Consider the following 18,281-nt stretch of genomic DNA (forward strand, 5'->3'; position numbering starts at 1 on the left):
TCGAACGCTCGCGTATGATTACGGGCGAGCGGATGGCCGCAGTCGACGAGAACGCCGCGGCGCTGGGCGTGCCGCGAAAGCAGCTGATGGAGTCGAGCGGGCACGCGGTCGCCGGGGCGGTCCGCGCGGTCGCGGATCCGGGCGATCGGGTCGTCATCGTCGCCGGGCGCGGGAACAACGGGGGCGACGCGTTCGTCGCCGCCCGCTTTCTCGACGAGTACGACGTCACGACGCTGCTGCTCGGTCGCGCCAACCTGATCGGCACCGACATCGCTCGCGAGAACTGGGACGCCCTTCAACGGGCGGACTACGACGCGCGGGAGGTGACGGATTCGGCGCAGTTCGAGCTCCCCGACGCGGACGTCGTCGTCGACGCGATGCTCGGCACGGGGATCAGCGGCGACCTCCGGGAGCCCGCGGCGACCGCCGCCGCCGAACTCAACGAGGCCGACGCGACCGTCGTCGCGGTCGACGTCCCCTCCGGCTTCGACGCCGACGCGGGCGACCACGCCGCCAACGGCGTCGACGCCGATCGCGTCGTCACCTTCCACGACACGAAACCCGGCCTGGCGGACCTCGACGCCGAGGTCACCGTCGCGGACATCGGCATCCCAGCCGCGGCCGAGCGGTTCGTCGGCCCCGGTGACGTGGCCCTCGCTCGGCCCGACGGACGCGACGGGCGGATATTCGTCATCGGCGGCGGGCCCTACACCGGCGCGCCGGCGCTGGCCGGCCAGGCGGCCCTCCGAGCCGGCGCGGAGCTGTCCTTCGTCGCCGCGCCCGAGTCCGTCGCCGGCGAGATCCAGGGGTACGCCGCGGACCTCATCGTCCAGCCTTACGAGAGCGAGCGACTCACGCCGGAGCAAGTCGACGGCCTGGTCGACACGGCCGAGCGCCACGACGACATCGTCGTCATCGGGCCCGGACTGGGAACCGCCGACGAGACCCTGGCGGCCGCTCGGGAGTTCCTCGAGTCCTACACGGGCCCGGCGGTCGTCGACGCGGACGCCCTCGAGATCGTCCCCGATATCGAAACGGACGCGACGCTGGTCTGTACGCCCAACCGTCGGGAACTCGCCCGGATGGGCGGACCCGACACCGACTCGCTGCGCGAGGCGGTCGACGAGATCGAGGCCTTCGCCGCCGACCTGGACCACGTCGTGCTCGCGAAGGGCGTCGACGACGTCGCGACCGACGGCGAGCGCACCCGGATCAGTCGGGCCGGCACAGCCGGAATGAAGGTCGGCGGCACCGGCGACACGCTCGCCGGCATCGTCGCAGCCTTGCTCGAGCACGCCGATCCACTCGATGCCGCGGCAGCCGGCGCGTACGTCAACGGCCTGGCCGGCGAGTCGCTCGCCGCAACCGAGACCCACGGCTTCCTCGCCTCCGATATGCTCACCGAAATTCCGACGGCCCTGTGGGACGGAGGTGAGTCCGATGACTGACGACGATCAGGCGGCGACTAGATCTGGAACCGGCGCCGACGACCTGACCCACACCACCGAGGAGGGCGACGTCCAGATGGTCGACGTCGGCGACAAGCCCGACAGCGAGCGCCGCGCGGTCGCGGCCGGCGAGATCCGATTGCAGCCGTCGACGATCGAGGCGATTCGAGCGGACCAAGTCGGCAAGGGTGACGTCCTCGCGACCGCCCGCGTCGGCGCGATCCAGGCGGTCAAGCACACCTGGGAGACGATCCCGATGTGCCATCAGATCCCGATCACGAACGTCGACACCGAGTTCGACCTCGCCGAGGAGCGGATCGAACTTCGGGTCGCCGTCGAGACCACCGGCAAGACGGGCTGCGAGATGGAAGCCCTCGAGGGCGTCACGACCGGCCTGAACGTCGTCTGGGACATGGTCAAGGCCGTCGAGAAGGACGACGCGGGCCAGTATCCCGACACCGGACTCGAAAACGTGCGGGTGCTCGAGAAGGAGAAACGCCGGCGGTAATCGACTGGTATCGGGAATGACGCTGCAGACACCGCTCTGTGACGCGCTCGATATCGAGTATCCGGTCGTCCAGGCGCCTATCGGAAGCGCGACCTGCCCCGAACTCGCGGCCGCCGTCTCGAATGCCGGCGGCCTCGGCCACCTGGCGGTGACCTGGCGCGACCGCAAGGACACGCGGCGGGTCGTCCGCGAGACCCGGTCGCTGACCGACGACCCGTTCGCGGTCAACCTCGTCCTGGACGACGCGACGACGGTCGTCGACACCGACGAGCACCTGGCGACCGTTCTCGACGCCGGGGCCGAGATCGTCACCCTCTCGTTCGGCGACGCGGCCCCCTACGTCGATCGAATTCACGACGCGGGCGCACTCGTCGCCCAGACCGTCGGCAGCGCTGATGCGGCGCGCGAGGCGGTCGAAGCCGGCGTCGACGCGATCGTCACGCAGGGGCTCGAGGCCGGCGGCCACGTCCAGAGCGAGGTGGCGACGACGGCGCTCGTGCCCCGCGTCGCGGACGTGGTCGGCGACGACGTGCCGATCGTCGCGGCCGGGGGAATCGGGGATGGCCGTGGAATCGCCGCCGCGCTCGCGCTGGGCGCTGACGGCGCCTGGCTGGGAACGCGGTTCGTCGCGACCGAGGAGGCGCGGGTCCACGACGAGTACCAGCGACGGCTCCGCGAGAGCGCGGAGACCAACACCGAGTATACGACGCTCTTCGACAAGGGCTGGCCCGGAACGCCCCATCGCGTGCTGCGAAACGAGACGATCGAGCGGTGGGAGCGCTCGGGCCGGCCGCCCGCGGGGGAGCGGCCGGGCGAGGACGACACGGTCGCGACGACCGAGACTGGCGAGCGGATCGAACGCTACGACGAGGCCCTCGCGACGCCGACCGTCGACGGCGATATCGGGGCCATGGCGCTGTTCGCGGGCCAGAGCGTCGGGCTGACGGACGACGTTCGGCCCGCCGGCGCGCTCGTCGACGATCTCGTTTCGGAAACGCGGACGGCGATTTCGGGGCTGCCCGGTCGGACGAACGGCGATGGCTGATCGCCAGGTTCTCGACGAGCGACACGGAGCCGCTGTCCGAACCGTTGAGTTAGCGGGCGGTAGCGGCACGATTTCGCTCTTCAAAACGCGGTCCGGAACTGAATTCCTTAATTCAGTGACCCCGTATGCGACTTGAACGACGTCTACCGGCTCCATACGTTTAACAGCGTTCCGTACTGATATCCCAAATATGGTCTCCCGTCAGTGGCTGTATTTCGGTGGATTCGTGACCACTGCGATCCTGCTGGTCGGCGTCGGTCTGATCGCAATACTGGACGGTCTGTCGGTGCTATCGGGGGGCGTGACTTACAGCGAGGAATTCGTGCTGTTGGCGATGCTCGGAGAAGCAGCGGAGTGGGTCGTCGTCGGGCTCGTCCTCGGGCTGTTCGCAGCGGTGTTTTTCGCTGCAACCGTCGTCTCTGTCCTCCGGAGCGCGTCACTCCCCCGTGACGATCGGCTGGTTTCTCTCGTCGAGTGGCTCGAACTGAAGTACCCGCACCTTCGCCGATTCGACGTCGCGCAAAAAGTAGAGCCGACGATCGAAGACCGGAAACAACAGCTCAAGGAGCGGTACGTCGCGGGCGAGATTAGCGAGGAAACGTTCGAACGGAAGATGGCGCAGCTGATGGACGATCCCTCCGCCGATTCGAAATCCTCGTCCGGAAATGAGACCTCCGTCGAAATAACGGACGAATCGTAGGAACGACCGCCATCTCGTAGTAACCGTACTCCCTGTATTTGCTGCGCTTTTCACGAGCGACTCTGGATACAGAAATCGGATCAGCGACTACTGTTAGTACACCCGGGCGCTGCCGGTGATAGCCGTTCTCCTCTTCGTCGCTCTCACGGTCGTTCTTCCACTGATCGCCCTGGCGGCGTACCCGGCGTACGGAGCGCGACTTCCGGATCGGGACGGGACGCCTGGCCGGACCGAGCGCTGCGTTGGCGCGTTCGGGATCGGCAGAGTCGCCGCGTCCGTCAGCGCGGCTTGCTTACGAGCGGGCCCGTTGAGTGGTTCCGACGGGAGGGAGGAGCCGTTTCGGCCGGTCCGTCGTCACCCGGCAGGTGGCGGCTGGTCGTTTCGATCAGGTGGCGGGAGCGACGACCGACACGTAAAGCCACAAGAATCATGGTCACCTGCGACTGTCACTCTCGGTATGACGATCCGTTCTGCGGTGGTTCTCGCGGCGGGCGAGGGGGCCCGGCTGCGGCCGTTGACGAAACACCGGCCGAAGCCGATGCTGCCCGCGGCGACCGCGCCGATCCTCGAGCACGTCTTCGACGCGCTTGTCGACGCCGGGATCACGGAGCTCACCGTTGTCGTCGGCTACGGTCGAACGCACGTGCAGTCGCACTTCGGCTCGACGTACCGCGACGCGTCGATCGAGTACGTCGTCCAGGACAAACAGCTCGGGAGCGGCCACGCCCTTCTGGCGGCCGAAGCCGCGGTTTCGGAGCCCTGTCTGGTCCTCAACGGCGATCAGCTCGTCGCGAAGGGGATCATCGAGGACGTTCGGGACGCCCACGACGGCGGCGCGGTCGCGACGCTGGGGCTCATCCGTCACGCGGACGTGGCAGACTACGGCGGCGTGATCCTCGACGATGACGGGGACGTTGCGGAGCTCGTCGAGCGCCCGCGTGACGATCGTAGCTATCGCCTCAACGCGGGCATCTACGCCTTCGAGCCGAAACTGTTCGAGTACCTGCGCGGTCCGGAGCCGCAGTTAACCGAATACTCGCTCGTCGACGGCATCGCGAACGCGATCGACGCCGGAGAGCCCGTCCGCGGGGTCGAATCCGACGGGCTGTGGATCGACGCCACGTACCCGTGGGACCTGCTCGACGTGACGGAGACGCTGTTCGAGAGCGACGCCGACGTCGAGCACCGAGTGTCGTCGGACGCTCGGGTCCACGAGTCGGCGACCGTCGTCGAACCGGTCGCGATTTCGGCCGACTGCGTTATCGGACCAGGGGCCGTCGTCGGGCCGCACGTCGCCCTCGGCGAGAACGCGACGGTCGGTGCGAACGCCGTCGTCGAGCGCAGCGTCGTTGACGCCGATACGCGCGTCGGCTCGAACGCCACGCTCGTCGACTGCGTCACCGGTCGCGGCGTCCGAATCGGCGCGGGCTCGACCGTCGTCGGCGGCCCGGGCGACGTCCGCGTCGGCGACCGGGTCCACGAGGACGAGCAGTTAGGCGCGTTGCTCGCGGATCGCGTCCGCGACGGCGGCGGGGTAACCTACGCGCCTGGCGCGATGGTCGGTGCCGACGCCGTCGTCACCGCCGGCGCGACCGTCCGGGGAACGATCGACGGCGAGACGGAGGTGCGGTGACCGTGTGCGGCATCATCGGATACGTCGGCTCGACCGACGGGGCCGACGCCGTGGACGTCGTTCTCGACGGGCTCGCGCGCCTCGAGTACCGCGGCTACGACTCCGCCGGCCTGGCCGTGCCGACGCCGTCGATGACGGTCCACAAGACCGAGGGCGAGCTGTCGGCGCTCGAAGCCGCGGTGCCGAGGGGTGAGCACGCGGGCGAACGCGTCGGGATCGGCCACACGCGCTGGAGCACCCACGGCGCGCCGTCGGACGTCAACGCCCATCCCCACAGCGACGACGAGGGACGGGTCTCCGTCGTCCATAACGGCATCATCGAGAACTACCAGCGACTGCGCGACGACCTCGCCGCCGCCGGCGTCGAGTTTCGAAGCGAGACCGACACCGAAGTCGTCCCGCATCTGATCGGCCGCTACCTCGACCGCGGCGCCGACCCCGAGGAGGCCTTTCGCCTGGCGATCGATCAACTCGAGGGCAGTTACGCGATCGCCGCGGTCTTCGACGGCGCGGAGACGGTGTACGCGGCTCGGAAGGACTCCCCGCTCGTCGTCGGGCTCGGCGACGACGGGACGTACCTGGCGAGCGACGTGCCCGCGTTCGTCGAGCACACCGATCGGGTCCGCTACGTCGAGGACGACGAGTTCGTCCGATTGACTGGGGACGGCGCGGTCGTGACCGATTCCGAGGGCGGGATCGTCGACCGCGAGCCGGAGACGGTCTCGTGGGACGCCGACGACGTCGGGAAGGGGGGCTACGACCACTACATGCTCAAGGAGATCCGCGAGCAGCCCACGGCCCTGCGCCAGTGTCTGCGAGGCCGGATCGACGAACTCGACGGGACGGTCGCCCTCGAGGATATCGCCGATCTCGATCACTCCGGCCCGGTCCAGTTCGTCGCCTGCGGAACCTCCTACCACGCGGCGCTGTTCGGCGCGGAACGGCTTCGCGCCGCCGGCGTGTCCGCCCAGGCGTTCCTCGCCAGCGAGTACACGCGCGAGCGGGTACCGGTCGATTCGGACACGCTCGTCGTCGGCGTCACCCAGAGCGGCGAGACCGCCGACACGCTGCGGGCCCTACGCGCGGCCGACGGCGCCGGCGCAACGACGCTGGCAGTGACGAACACGGTCGCGAGCTCGGCCGCGCGGGAGTGCGATCACGCCCTCTACATCCGGGCCGGGCCCGAAATCGGCGTCGCCGCGACGAAGACGTTCGCGAGCCAGCAGCTCGCGCTGGCGCTGTTGGCGTTCGAACTCGGCGGCGAGGCGACGAGGGCGGAACTCGAGGCGATCCGGGACGTACCCGGACACGTCCAGACCGTCCTCGAGACCACGACCGCGACGGAAATCGCCGAGGCGTACGTCGACGCCGACGCCTACTTCTTCGTCGGTCGAGGGTACCACTATCCGGTCGCCCTCGAGGGCGCGCTGAAGATGAAGGAGATCACGTACAAACACGCCGAGGGGTTCGCCGCCGGCGAGCTCAAACACGGCCCGCTCGCGCTCGTGAGCGAGAACACGCCCGTGTTCGCCGTCGTCACCGGCGACGACGAGGCCGCGCGGAAGACGATCGGGAACGTCAAGGAAGTCGAGGCCCGCGACGCGCCCGTCGTCGCGATCACCGACGGGGTCTCCGACGTAGCGCGCTACGCCGATCACGTCCTCGAGATCCCGGCCGTCGACGACCTCGGTGCGTCGGTGCTCGCGAACGTCCAGTTACAGCTGGTGGCCTACCGGGTCGCGAATCAGTTGGGCCGGTCGATCGACAAACCGCGGCACCTGGCAAAGAGCGTGACGGTCGAATGAGTCGGTCGCGGCGTATCGCTTTCGAACAGGCCGGTGAGTGACCGACCGTCGTTCTTCCTACTGCAGCCGTCGAATCGAATCGCACGTATTTAAGTACTGACAGTGTCGCACCATCACCAGTGAGTCGCGCGGAATTTCTCGTTGCGTTGCTGGCCGGCATCGTCCAAGGGATCGTCGAGTGGTTGCCCGTCTCGAGTCAGGGCAACCTGGCGCTGTTTCTGACGCTCGCGGGGACCGATCCGGCCAACGCGGTGCAGTTGGCGCTCTTCCTGCAGGTCGGGACGACGCTCTCGGCGGCGGTCTACTACCGGGACGATATCGCGACGGCCGTGCGGGCGGTGCCCGGTTGGCGGCCCGGCGCTGCGTACAGCGGCGAAAACGCCATCGCCTCGTACGTCGTGGTCGCCTCGCTCGTGACGGGCCTGGTCGGCATCCCGTTGTACCTGTTCGCGGTCGATCTGGCCGGCCAGCTCACCGGCGGCGTCTTCATCGCGCTCATCGGCGTCCTCCTGGTGGTCACGGGAATTCTCCAGTTGGGTTCGGAGTCGATGTCGATGGGGGTGCGCGACGCGCCGACGCTGCTCGACTCGGTTCTGGTCGGCGCCGTCCAGGGCGTCGCGATCCTGCCCGGGATTTCGCGATCCGGCGTGACGACGAGCACCTTACTGTTCCGGAGCTACGACCCGCCGGCGGCGTTCCGGCTCTCCTTTCTGCTGTCGATCCCCGCGAGTCTCGGCGCCGCTGCGCTCACCGTCGTGGGCGCCGGCGGCCTACCCGGAATCGCGCCGGGACCCGCCCTGGCGGCGCTCGGGATCAGTTCGGTCGTCGGCTACTGTACGATCGACGCCCTCATGCGCGTCGTCGATCGGGTCCCGTTCTGGGTCGTCTGTTTCGGACTCGGCGGCCTGGCGATCGTCGGCGGGGGCGTCGTCTCCGTCGTCGTGTGATCAGCGCTGTCGGGCCAGTAGGGGGCGGTCCGACCGAACGGAATTCGTTCTCCCCAGAAGGACTATAACGCGCTCGTGACTTGCTGCCAACTAGATGCAACTGACGGACGCTGATACTGTCGGTCATCCCGTCCTCGACGCGCTCGACGGGGCAGATTGCTCGTTCTGCGAGGAGGGGGTTCTCGTTCGGGACAGCTACCACGGAAATGCGGCGGTGATCTGTGACGACTGCCACACGCCTGGCGCGCAGGTGTGGTGACGGCGGTCCGAGGATCGGCGGCCGGCGGGAACGAAAGCATGATAGTCCCGACCACTCACCTGCAGGACGATGCCTACTGACGGCGACTCGGGCCGGATCGCGGACGCGACGGCGTCGTTTCTCGAGGACCGGGACGACGGCGACCGCGCGCTCGAGGCCGTCCTCGCGGTCGATTCCGAGCACGAGACCTGGTCGTTCGACGACGTTTCGCTGGACTCGGGGACATTCGGCGAACTCGTCTCTCGCGGTATCGTCGAGAACGCCGACGGCGGCTATCAGGTTGCGGACGCCGCCGTCGTCGAGGCGGTGGCGGCAGGTGAAGAACTCGAAGCAGACTCGGGCGGTTCCGATCTCGGGTTCGAACGGTTCCGGGAGGCCATCGATCGTCGCGCGCTGGCGGCGCTGCTCTGTTCGCTGGTCGTCGTCGCCGGGGCCCGGATGACCGCCTACCGATCGGTGTTCCAGCAGGGCTACGTCGTTTCGCCCGGGAACGATCCCTACTACTTTCGCTACTGGATGCGGGAACTCCTGGCGACCGCCTCGGGACCGACGGATTACGGCGTCGTGGGAGGGCCCTCGACCGGCGGCACCTGGACGCGACCGCTCGCACACGCGACGAACTGGTTTCTCGCCGAGTTGCTCGGCGGCGGAGAAGGGGCGGCCGAGACGGTCGCGGCCTGGTTACCCGTCGTCGCCTCCGTCGCGCTCGGACTCGTGATCTACGAGCTCGCCGTCTTGCTGACGCGGGACGTCCGCGTGGGGATCGCGTCCGTGCTCGTCTTCGCGGTGACGCCCGTCCACGCGGTCTATACGGGACTGGGCTTTCTGGACCACCAGCTCCACCAGTACGTCTGGCTCGGAATCACGCTGGTAACACTCGCCTGGCTCGCCGTCGATCTCCAGCGCCGCATCGAACGCGGTGTCGATCGGCGGGTTGCCGTTCGGGCGCATCTCCGGACACCGACGACGTGGGTCGTTGCGCTCGGGTTCGGGCTCTCGGTCGCGGCCGGGACCCACGCCTGGGGCGGCTCGCCGCTGCTGTTGGTGCCGCTGGCGGGATACATCGCGGTCCGCGTCGCGATGGACGCTCGCGACGGCGTGTCGCCGGCGCGGGCGAACCTGCCGGTGCTCGCCGGCCTGGCCGTCGGGAGCGCGCTCTCGCTGGCCCTGCACCACCGCTGGGGGTGGCACGCGGAGTTCGTCGCGACCACGCCGGCGCTGGTCCTCGGCGGGGCCGTCGTCGTGACCGCGCTCGGCGAACTGTGGCGGCGCCTGGACCGATCGGTCCACCACGGTGCCTTGCTCGCGCTCGACGGCCTGGTCGCGGCCGGCGGGCTGCTCCTCTTTCGGTGGGTGCGGCCCGAGGACTGGGCGGAAGCGATGGCCCGGCTCGACGACCTGTTCTTCCGCGAGGGGGCGACCGAGACGGCTTCGCTGTTCGCGACGGAGTACGCCGTCTTCTTCGGGCCGATGTACCAGCTCGGGATGGGATTCTACGTCGCGCTGGTCGTGTTCGGCTGGGTCGCCTGGCGCGTGTATCGGCAGTACGAACCCGGGTGGTTACTCGTCGGGACCTATACGGGGTACCTGCTCGTGCTCGCGGGGATCCAGGTTCGCTTCGCCGGGCAGTTGGCGATTCCGCTGGCCGTACTCACCGGGTTAGGGTTCGTGCAGTTGCTCGCGGTCGTCGACCTGGCGCGGACGCCAATGCCGTTCCGCGATGCGGACGCGGCTCTCGATGGCGGGTCTCGGGACGGTTCGGCGATCGTCTCCGACGGAGGCCGGGCGTCCGTGCCCGCGATTTCGCTTCCCGACGGGCGAGCGATCGGCTACCTGCTCGGAATCGGCCTGCTCGTGTTCGGCCTGAGTCTGATCTACGTGCCGGGACTGACGGGTGACGTGACACACGGCGACGGACAGGTCGCGGCGGCGAGCGCGATCGAGGACCACGCCGAGGCCGCGGACCGAACGTACCCGGAGACCTTCGTCTTGAGCGAGTGGGGCGACAACCGGATGTACAACCACTTCGTGAACGGCGAGTCCCAGGGTTACGGCTACGCTCAGAGCAATTACGGGGAGTTCCGGACCAGTTCCGATCCCGACGGCTGGTACGACCGGTTCGACGGGCGGGTCGGCTACGTCGTCGTGACCGATATCGACGGGGACCTGTCGGCCGACAGCGCACAGACGCGGTTGCTCGAGGACTACGGGACCGGCGGGGACGGGACGGACGGGCTCACGCACTACCAGGCGATCTTCGTCGGTGACGACGTCGCGGCGTTCGCGATCGTTCCGGGGGCGACCCTCGAAGTGAGCGGGACGCCTGGCGAGACCGTGACCGTCGAGACCGACGCGTCCGCGTCCGGGGAGTCGTTCACTTACGAGCGTGCGGTGGTCGTCGGAGACGACGGCCGGGCGACGGTGACGGTGCCCTACGCCGGCGACTACGCGGTCGGCGATCGGACGGCGACCGTCTCCGAGGCCGACGTCCTGAACGGCCAGTCGGTCTCGGTCGCGGTGTAAGCCGCGCCCTCTCGGTCTCGACCGATCGTCGCCGTCACTCGAACGCGTCCGGGACGGGCCCGAGCAGTGCTGTCGTTCCGGGCGACGATCGTCGGCACGCGCGGGTCGATGGACAAGAAACCGCGCGCTGCATCGGTCTCGGCTCGATTTCCCGCACGCGGCGCTCGTACTCTCTCGTCGATGGGGGGTCGAGATCGCCGTCCAGCTCGAACTACGCGAGTAGCCAGCTCGCTAGGCGATCCGATGGATTCGTGGTGAGACGTCGTCGTACTCACCGCGACGAGTGCCGTTCGGTCACGTCACAGTTGTTGATCCCTCTCGGAACACCCGATCGTTCCGATCGGGCACGACTCACTAGAACAAGCCGCGACTCCCTGCGGAGTCAGCACCGTCCATCGCACCGACTGCGGATTCGATCGTTCCCTGCAGATCGTCGATTGCGCCGGTCTCGACGGCAGCGACGACCCCCTTCTGTTGATTCTTGATGAGGTGTACCTCTATCGCCTTCTCGAAGCATCGCAAGACGCACTGCAACTCGCCGTGAACGTACAGCGATTCCTGGTGATCCTGATCGATCGCTTCGAGCCGGGCCTCTCGAAAGACGTTCTCCAGATCCGCAGCGTCGTACTCGGCTTCGATATCCTCCCGGATATACACGTGGTCGTTGTCTCCTTCGTCGTAGTAGCCGACGCTTCGGAGGTCATCACCGAATCTGGACGCAAGCTGGTCGCGAACCCGCTCAGCTTCGAGTATCATTGTGTGTGATCTGTCTTCTAACTATTATAAGGATAGGGGCCAGACGCCGTACTTGCCGTTATTGAGACGCCCTAGCAGCGCATCGCAGGGACAGCGAAACGAAGTGACCTGGTCATTTGCTCGCCCAACTTCCGACAGTAGCTCGTCGACATACTGCTCTTCCGCCTTGCGACGCGTTCCGATCGCGGCGTAACAGCGTGATCGCGTCAAAGTTCGTCCAGCCGCGGGCGACTGGGCGGCGGCCGTCTTCGGGAAGCCCGGTTGCGACCGACACCGGCGTAGAGGGTCACCCGTAGATCGGCGTGGACTCCCGTCCGGCCACCGGATTCGACGACGCGCTCGGACCGGCACCGCAGCGCACCGCGACTCCGACTCGGCCGATCGCGCTGACCGACACCATCGTGCTCCCTGCGGCCAGAACGATCAAGTCGATGGCGGCAACATCTTCGGCCGGTCGACCCGAGATCGGGAGTCCGTGGTCGGCCTCTCAGGGAATCGCAGGGAATCCGACCGCCACCCTCCGTCCACGACGGAGTCATTCTACTCGCGGTCGCTCGCCAGGCGGAGCCCGGGCGTGTTGCGGTCGGTTCTCGAGTTTCGTCTTCGAACGTCGAATCCATCTGGATGTTCGAGCGGATGGGTTTAGCGTTGGATTTGTCGATCTCTCCGTCCGGGTCTTCGGAGGTAGAATAGAGTGCTTCGATCGTCCGCCGTCTCCGACTGCCAAGGCGAGTGGGTCCGCGCGTTACGGGAGTTCAACGATCTCCAAATACGATCGACACTTTGCGAACAGGCAGCCGCGATTCGCTTGTAGCCATCCGACCGTCGTGAGAGCGGCAGCAGCAAGCGGTGCGACCGTCATCCCACCGGGATACACGAGATTGCTTCCGACGAGAGCCACTATCGTACTGATGCCGCCGACCATGTAAGCGCCGGTGTATCGGGTGCTGATCCCGGATTTCCAGGCTTCGGCAAACAGGGTCGTCCCCGCGCTGAACAAGACGATGAGGAACACCGTTTGCAGCCAGTACAGCGGTTTCGGGGTGATTTCAGCGAACGCGGGAAAAGCCGTCGTCTCGGCTAACGCAACCCAGTACAGTTCGTGTGCAGGGGACGTGATGACGAGAAAGATGTTGATTCCCACAAAGACGGCACTTATTCCGTAGATCAGCTGGTGATTCGGAACGGTCGTCGTACTGCTGGCAGTTCCGGCAAACAGAAACCAACCGAGCCCGGCCAACGAGGCGCCGACGATACTCAGCGAGAGAAAGAATCCTTTGACGAGCGGATCTTGATCCAACAGTTGCGCAGCGAACATCGCGTTCCAAATACCGACACCCATCACGAGAAGAATATATGCAAGCCCGTTATCACTTCCGCGATATGCGATCGCCGTTGCGGTGTAGGGGTAGATCGAGAGAGCAACGAGAACCGCTCCCGAAGCGAGTACCCACGGTATCCAGTGAATCGTGTTCATAACTGTGGTGAACAGTCGTCCAACTTGTATTTTCCTCTTTTCCGAACTACTGCGACGGCAACGGTGATGGTCGCCCGATAGCGAGTCGATACGAGCTCATACTCCCGCTGTGGCTCTTTGTTATATACTGTCAATTTCTCCGAAGTGATTTTTAGGCTACTGGTTTGAGACTGTGATCGCTACTGCAAGAGGTAGCTTCGTTTGGGTGGGATACGATGTTACCAGGTAGCGGAATGTAGTGTCAAAACTATGATTGCAAACACACAATCGATGAGAAGGATCTCTGGTCAAAATACGCGGTTATGCGACGATGGTGATTGATGTCATATCACGATGATTTCATCGCGTTGTCGGTGCGCGCGAACTATCTCTCGGTGATGAGTCCGCCCAAATTTATTGGTAGTGTCATGTAGGAATACAGTAGTGTATTCGCGCCGATTGAGCCGGCAAACGGAAAATCGCCAGACGGCGCCGCTTCAAGACGCCGCTGTAAGCGTTCTGCGGGGCGCTGATTATCAATACTGAAAGCCTTGTCAGAAAGAACGAGTTTCACTATCCACTAAGTATATATGGGGCGGGTTCCCTCGGATAATTAGCATCGGACAACACGGTGAGAAAGCAGGGACGATGTGGTAACCACATCCCGCTGACCGCACTCATCGATTGATAGAGACGTTAGATAAGCTTTCCCACTGTTCGCCGATGCGTGAGAACAAATGATCGACGGAAAAGCAGTCCAACGGAAGTTAGTCGGATCGGACGATGAACGGGCAGTCTCCCCCGTGATCGGGGTTATTCTTATGGTCGCTATCACAGTCATCCTCGCAGCTGTGATCGCCGCTTTCGTGCTCGATATGGGGAGCAGCCAGAGTCAGAACGCGCAGGCAGGTGTCAGTTTTGACGAAGAAAGTGATGTTGTCACTGTTTCAGTGACCTCGATGGATCGTGCTGAGAGTCTCGAAATCCAGTCTGGTGCTTGTGATAGTCCAGATTATAATAGTGGTAGTGCACTTGAGGGTGTTGGCGAAACGGCTACAGTCGACTGTAACTCTGCTGGAGACTCGACTACAATTCAAGTTATCGGGGAGTACGATGGCAGTGAGAACGTAATTACCACCTACGACTACGAGCCATAAGCACGTCTCTGACCACCTTCTTCTGTCACAAATCACTTCATTTACTTTCATCGTAGTAGATAGTCGCTCTTAAGTCCCAGCCTGACAGGCGACGTGATTAGGGGTATTATTTCATGTAAGTCGCACACCTGGTGCGCCGGCATCCCGATCGGGATCGCGCTGCTCAGTGTGGGCTGACGGCGTAGAATAGCTACCTTGCAATGGATTCGGAGCAAGTGGCCAGGCGTTTGCTAGACATCGTATAAGGAAGAAAGTATAGTAATTTCTTCTGATATCGGAATACTATTACTGCTCGTAGGCACGTATCAATGTCCGACCGCCAACATCGTCGAGAAATGGTGATACCTGGCCAGTGCACTGGCCAGGGATGAGTGGCTGAATGACCACAACGATCTGTGTGCGTAGTCCACGAAAAATACTGTGTCGCCCCGGACGCGGTATTAGTGAGTCTACCACTAGATTACAGCAATGACACCGCCCTCTTCACGTAATTACGCGGTGCATTCGAGGGCGTGGCTGAGGTGCGGGGTCGTCGGGACGATAACCGAGGAAACAGTGAGAGACCCCTACGCCGGTAGCTACGCGGTTGGCGCTCGGATGGCGGCCATCACCGAGGACGACGTCATGATCGGGCAGTCGGTCGCACTTGAGCGTACGCCGCGCCCGACTCTCCGTCGCCGCTAGTCGTTCTCGTCTGATCGCCGTCGCTCGAACGCATCTGGTTCTGGTCCGCGGTGTGAGGTCGTTCCGGGTCCTCGGTCGACGACCATCGGTACATCAGCGTTCTCCGGGCGCGGATCGACGGGCAACAGGACGCGCGCGGCGTCCGCCTCGGCTCTGATCTCGCGCACGTGACGTTTGCACTGCCTAGTCGATTCGGAATCGAGGTCGTTGTCTCGCTCGAGTTTGGTGAGTAGTCGGCAGACCAGGCGATCGATCCGCGCGAGGGTCACGCGGTAGATGGCCACGGGATCGTCGGCCTGGTCAATCGATGACTGCAGGGAGCTGGCCTGATTAGATAATGACGCCGGCGCGTCCGGCAGTTGGCCGTTAAACCGAGTTTGGCTTTCTCTCGATGCATACGATCGGTCGGGATTTTCAAGGTCCCGTAACTCATCGTCACACATGGCTTCCGTGGTGAAGACGGGAGCTGCCGCGGGTTCGGTGGGGCAAGCACCGGCCCGCTGATTTTCTGTACTCGCGATCATCAGCTCAGTGTCGCTCCCGTATCTAGTTCTATATGTTCTGTTCACTTATATCTCTAGCATATGTGGGTCATATTTGAGCTATTTGGCCCACATAGCAGGTGATCCGGTGCAGTTAATCGTGAAACCGACGATTCAAGCGGTATGCGGGCCCGCGTCTCGTGGATGAATGAGGTTGATGACGCGATTCTGGAATACCTACGAGAATTAGAGACGGAAGCGGGCCACCGGATTTCGCTCCCCCCAACTGCCGTCTGGTACAATCTGGTCAAGGGACTTGAGGTGCTAGACCGAAGTCAGAATACGATATCTCGACGAATGAACGTTCTCGGACGCGCGTCATTGCTCGAGAAAACTGACGAAAACCGCGGATACTACAGGATCACCGACAAGGGAATTGCATATTTAGAGGGTAATTTAGATGTAAGTGATCTCGAACTCGAAGAGAGGTGATTTAATATCACAATTTAGAAACTATAGGTTGACTACTCGAATACGGAGATAGTGATGTCATGTAACCTTTCACGATAGCGACGAAGATTTATACTCGGCTACGAGAGGGATGATCAACGACCAGCACCGCAATTTCCCATTCTACTATGCCAGACACTGATAACATTAATGTAGACCTCACTTGGCGTGAGAAAGTACAGGCATTGTACCGCGTCGCACAGTTCCAGCCCGTGTTCGCAACTGGAGTAGTCGTTCTTAGCGTGATCGCCGCGATCTTCGAAGGGTTCGGACTGAGTTTCATCATGCCGATCATTGAAGTTGCCCAGTCGAATGCCTCAGCAGAGGAGGCGGATGGACTGCTCACGGTGTTTCTCACGGTTTATGAGACACTAGGAATTCCGTTCACGCTTGGCTATCTCGTTGCAGGTGTTGCAGCGGTAATGATCGTCCGGTACACTGTATCGTTTCTCGTTAGCTGGTTTCGGGCTGCTATCGAAACGAAATACGTTCGCCATCTTCAAGAGGAGGCATTCGATAACGCGTTAGAGGCTCGTGTCGGTTACTTTGATAAGGAAGGATCCGATGACATTCTCAATGCTATCGTTACGCAGGCTGAGTACGCTGGTAGGGTAATCAGGTATACTCTTCATACTATTGAACAAGGCCTGCTTGCATCAATATATTTCATTATTGCTCTCTATATTTCTCCCTTGTTGACGCTCATTACTGCCGTGTTTCTCGGCTCCGTGACGCTCTTTTTCAGGTACGTACTTGAGACTGGTTACTCGCTTGGGGACCAAGTTGCGGATGCCAAAGAGGAGATTCAGTCTAATGCACAGGCGGGTACACAGGGAATCAGAGATGTAAAACTGTTCGGAATGATTGACGAACTTCGCTCCGGATTTGTCGAAGGTATCGAGAAGTTTGAGCGGTACCGGATCAAATTACAGCGAAATGAGTCGGGAATCAGCAACGCCTATCAACTTGCAACGGCAGTTTCGGTCTTCGTGTTAATCTATCTGGCATTGACCTTCGCATCAATGAGGATCGGCGAACTCGGCATATTCCTCTTCGCGATGTTCCAACTCGGTCCCAAGGTCAGTGCGTTGAATAAACACGCATACAGGGTAGAAGGAGAACTTCCACACCTCGTTCGGACGCAGAAGTTTATCGACGAACTTGAGCGAAACCGTGAACCGAATGAGCCGTCCAAGGAGGTTCCTATCTCTGTCGACACTATTGAATTCGACGATGTCTCGTTCAATTACGATACTGCCGACGAGACGGTACTCTGTGACATCTCCTTCTCCTTCGATCGAGGGGACTTCATCGCGTTTGTCGGTACCTCCGGGGCAGGCAAGTCGACAATCGTCTCGCTCCTTACCCGGATGTATGATCCAGATAGCGGTCAGATCCGAGCTGATGGAATCCCGATCGATGAATTTGACATTTATGATTGGCGATCACGAGTTTCGATCATCAGACAGGATCCCCACATATTCAATGATACTCTTCGACGAAACATTACTATCGGAAATCGCAATGAATCCCAAGAAAAAATTAAAAAAGTATGTGAGATCGCTCAAGTGACTGAGTTTCTTAACGAACTTCCCGATGGCTACGACACTATCCTCGGTGATCAGGGTGTTAAGTTGTCTGGGGGTCAGCGCCAGCGAATCGCGATCGCTCGAGCGCTGTTAAAAGATGCTGACCTATTAGTCCTAGATGAAGCGACAAGTGACCTAGATACGTCGCTCGAGAAGAGAGTTCACGAAGGTATTGAAGAGATGGATCGAGATTATACGATGCTCGTCATTGCGCATCGACTCTCTACTATCACAAATGCCGATCAAATCTATACAATGGACAAGGGAGAGATTCTTAAATCTGGTACTCACGAGAATCTTCTTTCTGAGCAAGGGAAATACTCCCACTTGTATTCACTACAGTCCAATTAGCTAACTTCTGTCCATTCCCAGTAGTAATTTCACCATCTAAAACAAACACTCCATAAATATTAGATAGATGTTACAAGTAGATTTTATATTATTTATATTCTTATATAGGTTATTCTTATAAGTGGATAAAATAGCCCACTGGTTAGGGGTATAAATGTTAATTCTTAGTTCCATAGGAGAGTTTCAGAATACAGTGGGATATCATTAGAGTAGAGGTGAAAGTATACCCAAAAATTTCCTGAACCTATCACTGTCTGTTGAAAGGATCACTGCGTTCTGTTGTTAAATATATGATAGTGGTCTCCTCTATTAGTTCACTTAAGCTTTCACGATATCTTAAGTTTCTGGACGATATTATATTCATTGGTAACGCCATAATTAAAACGAATCGAAATAGCTTTTGCGCTTTCTTTATCCAATTACAGCCA

15 protein-coding genes are annotated in these 18,281 nt (G+C 62.2%); 12 read left to right on the forward strand and 3 right to left on the reverse strand.

Annotated elements, in window-relative coordinates:
* Positions 1-14: 14 nt before the first annotated feature.
* The 9 genes from BMY29_RS01175 to BMY29_RS01210 all read left to right on the forward strand — a co-directional run bounded on the left by BMY29_RS01175 (position 15) and on the right by BMY29_RS01210 (position 10,868).
* Entirely contained in the window at positions 15-1,448 is a 1,434-nt protein-coding gene (locus BMY29_RS01175) for a bifunctional ADP-dependent NAD(P)H-hydrate dehydratase/NAD(P)H-hydrate epimerase (RefSeq protein WP_049990303.1), read from the forward strand.
* Complete coding sequence (gene moaC / locus BMY29_RS01180; RefSeq protein ID WP_049990304.1) at positions 1,441-1,956, forward strand: cyclic pyranopterin monophosphate synthase MoaC; 516 nt, start codon at positions 1,441-1,443, stop codon at positions 1,954-1,956. The genes BMY29_RS01175 and moaC overlap by 8 nt, the downstream gene beginning before the upstream one ends.
* 16 nt (positions 1,957-1,972) lie before the next feature.
* Positions 1,973-3,001 carry an NAD(P)H-dependent flavin oxidoreductase gene (locus BMY29_RS01185; protein WP_049990305.1) on the forward strand — a complete coding sequence of 343 codons (1,029 nt, stop codon included), beginning with the start codon at positions 1,973-1,975 and terminating at the stop codon, positions 2,999-3,001.
* A gap of 190 nt (positions 3,002-3,191) precedes the next feature.
* Positions 3,192-3,701 carry an SHOCT domain-containing protein gene (locus tag BMY29_RS01190; RefSeq protein WP_049990306.1) on the forward strand — a complete coding sequence of 170 codons (510 nt, stop codon included), beginning with the start codon at positions 3,192-3,194 and terminating at the stop codon, positions 3,699-3,701.
* Positions 3,702-4,158: 457 nt separating this feature from the next.
* A complete protein-coding gene (locus tag BMY29_RS01195; protein WP_049990307.1) occupies positions 4,159-5,334 on the forward strand; it encodes a sugar phosphate nucleotidyltransferase in 1,176 nt (391 codons plus the stop codon).
* 2 nt (positions 5,335-5,336) lie between these two features.
* Positions 5,337-7,139, forward strand: coding sequence for a glutamine--fructose-6-phosphate transaminase (isomerizing) (glmS, locus tag BMY29_RS01200; RefSeq protein WP_049990387.1), 1,803 nt, complete (start codon positions 5,337-5,339; stop codon positions 7,137-7,139).
* A gap of 119 nt (positions 7,140-7,258) precedes the next feature.
* A complete protein-coding gene (locus BMY29_RS01205; RefSeq protein WP_049990308.1) occupies positions 7,259-8,086 on the forward strand; it encodes an undecaprenyl-diphosphate phosphatase in 828 nt (275 codons plus the stop codon).
* Positions 8,087-8,180: 94 nt separating this feature from the next.
* Positions 8,181-8,345 (forward strand): HVO_A0556 family zinc finger protein, encoded by a 165-nt coding sequence (locus BMY29_RS20815; protein ID WP_173424908.1) that lies wholly within the window; start codon positions 8,181-8,183, stop codon positions 8,343-8,345.
* Between the two features lie 69 nt (positions 8,346-8,414).
* A complete protein-coding gene (locus BMY29_RS01210; RefSeq protein WP_049990309.1) occupies positions 8,415-10,868 on the forward strand; it encodes a hypothetical protein in 2,454 nt (817 codons plus the stop codon).
* A gap of 354 nt (positions 10,869-11,222) precedes the next feature.
* On the opposite strand, the gene BMY29_RS01215 is transcribed toward BMY29_RS01210, so the two are convergent.
* Positions 11,223-11,624, reverse strand: a complete 402-nt coding sequence (locus BMY29_RS01215; RefSeq protein WP_049990310.1) for a DUF7522 family protein — start codon at positions 11,622-11,624, stop codon at positions 11,223-11,225.
* Between the two features lie 745 nt (positions 11,625-12,369).
* Positions 12,370-13,101: a histidine kinase N-terminal 7TM domain-containing protein gene (locus BMY29_RS01220; RefSeq protein WP_049990311.1), complete on the reverse strand. Its 732-nt coding sequence runs from the start codon at positions 13,099-13,101 to the stop codon at positions 12,370-12,372.
* Positions 13,102-13,817: 716 nt separating this feature from the next.
* On the opposite strand from BMY29_RS01220, the gene BMY29_RS01225 reads away from it, so the two are divergent.
* Complete coding sequence (locus tag BMY29_RS01225) at positions 13,818-14,237, forward strand: type IV pilin domain-containing protein (RefSeq protein ID WP_074854600.1); 420 nt, start codon at positions 13,818-13,820, stop codon at positions 14,235-14,237.
* Between the two features lie 680 nt (positions 14,238-14,917).
* Here BMY29_RS01225 and BMY29_RS01235 read toward each other — a convergent pair.
* Entirely contained in the window at positions 14,918-15,205 is a 288-nt protein-coding gene (locus BMY29_RS01235) for a hypothetical protein (RefSeq protein ID WP_244887440.1), read from the reverse strand.
* 381 nt (positions 15,206-15,586) lie between these two features.
* On the opposite strand from BMY29_RS01235, the gene BMY29_RS01240 reads away from it, so the two are divergent.
* Together BMY29_RS01240 and BMY29_RS01245 are read left to right on the forward strand one after the other, a co-directional pair.
* Complete coding sequence (locus BMY29_RS01240; protein ID WP_049990313.1) at positions 15,587-15,895, forward strand: hypothetical protein; 309 nt, start codon at positions 15,587-15,589, stop codon at positions 15,893-15,895.
* Positions 15,896-16,041: 146 nt separating this feature from the next.
* Positions 16,042-17,853, forward strand: coding sequence for an ABC transporter ATP-binding protein (locus tag BMY29_RS01245; protein WP_049990314.1), 1,812 nt, complete (start codon positions 16,042-16,044; stop codon positions 17,851-17,853).
* Positions 17,854-18,281 lie beyond the last annotated feature (428 nt).

The organism is Natrinema salifodinae (assembly GCF_900110455.1).
Lineage (GTDB): Archaea > Halobacteriota > Halobacteria > Halobacteriales > Natrialbaceae > Natrinema > Natrinema salifodinae.

What these genes read in the sequence shown, in the direction of transcription:
- BMY29_RS01215 (WP_049990310.1), bottom strand. Translation starts at nt 11,624, where the DNA reads ATGATACTCGAAGCTGAGCGGGTTCGCGACCAGCTTGCGTCCAGATTC.
- BMY29_RS01175 (WP_049990303.1), top strand. Translation starts at nt 15, where the DNA reads ATGATTACGGGCGAGCGGATGGCCGCAGTCGACGAGAACGCCGCGGCG.
- BMY29_RS01190 (WP_049990306.1), top strand. Translation starts at nt 3,192, where the DNA reads ATGGTCTCCCGTCAGTGGCTGTATTTCGGTGGATTCGTGACCACTGCG.
- BMY29_RS01225 (WP_074854600.1), top strand. Translation starts at nt 13,818, where the DNA reads ATGATCGACGGAAAAGCAGTCCAACGGAAGTTAGTCGGATCGGACGAT.
- BMY29_RS01210 (WP_049990309.1), top strand. Translation starts at nt 8,415, where the DNA reads ATGCCTACTGACGGCGACTCGGGCCGGATCGCGGACGCGACGGCGTCG.
- BMY29_RS01245 (WP_049990314.1), top strand. Translation starts at nt 16,042, where the DNA reads ATGCCAGACACTGATAACATTAATGTAGACCTCACTTGGCGTGAGAAA.
- BMY29_RS01195 (WP_049990307.1), top strand. Translation starts at nt 4,159, where the DNA reads ATGACGATCCGTTCTGCGGTGGTTCTCGCGGCGGGCGAGGGGGCCCGG.
- BMY29_RS01240 (WP_049990313.1), top strand. Translation starts at nt 15,587, where the DNA reads ATGCGGGCCCGCGTCTCGTGGATGAATGAGGTTGATGACGCGATTCTG.
- moaC (WP_049990304.1), top strand. Translation starts at nt 1,441, where the DNA reads ATGACTGACGACGATCAGGCGGCGACTAGATCTGGAACCGGCGCCGAC.
- BMY29_RS01185 (WP_049990305.1), top strand. Translation starts at nt 1,973, where the DNA reads ATGACGCTGCAGACACCGCTCTGTGACGCGCTCGATATCGAGTATCCG.
- BMY29_RS01220 (WP_049990311.1), bottom strand. Translation starts at nt 13,101, where the DNA reads ATGAACACGATTCACTGGATACCGTGGGTACTCGCTTCGGGAGCGGTT.
- BMY29_RS20815 (WP_173424908.1), top strand. Translation starts at nt 8,181, where the DNA reads ATGCAACTGACGGACGCTGATACTGTCGGTCATCCCGTCCTCGACGCG.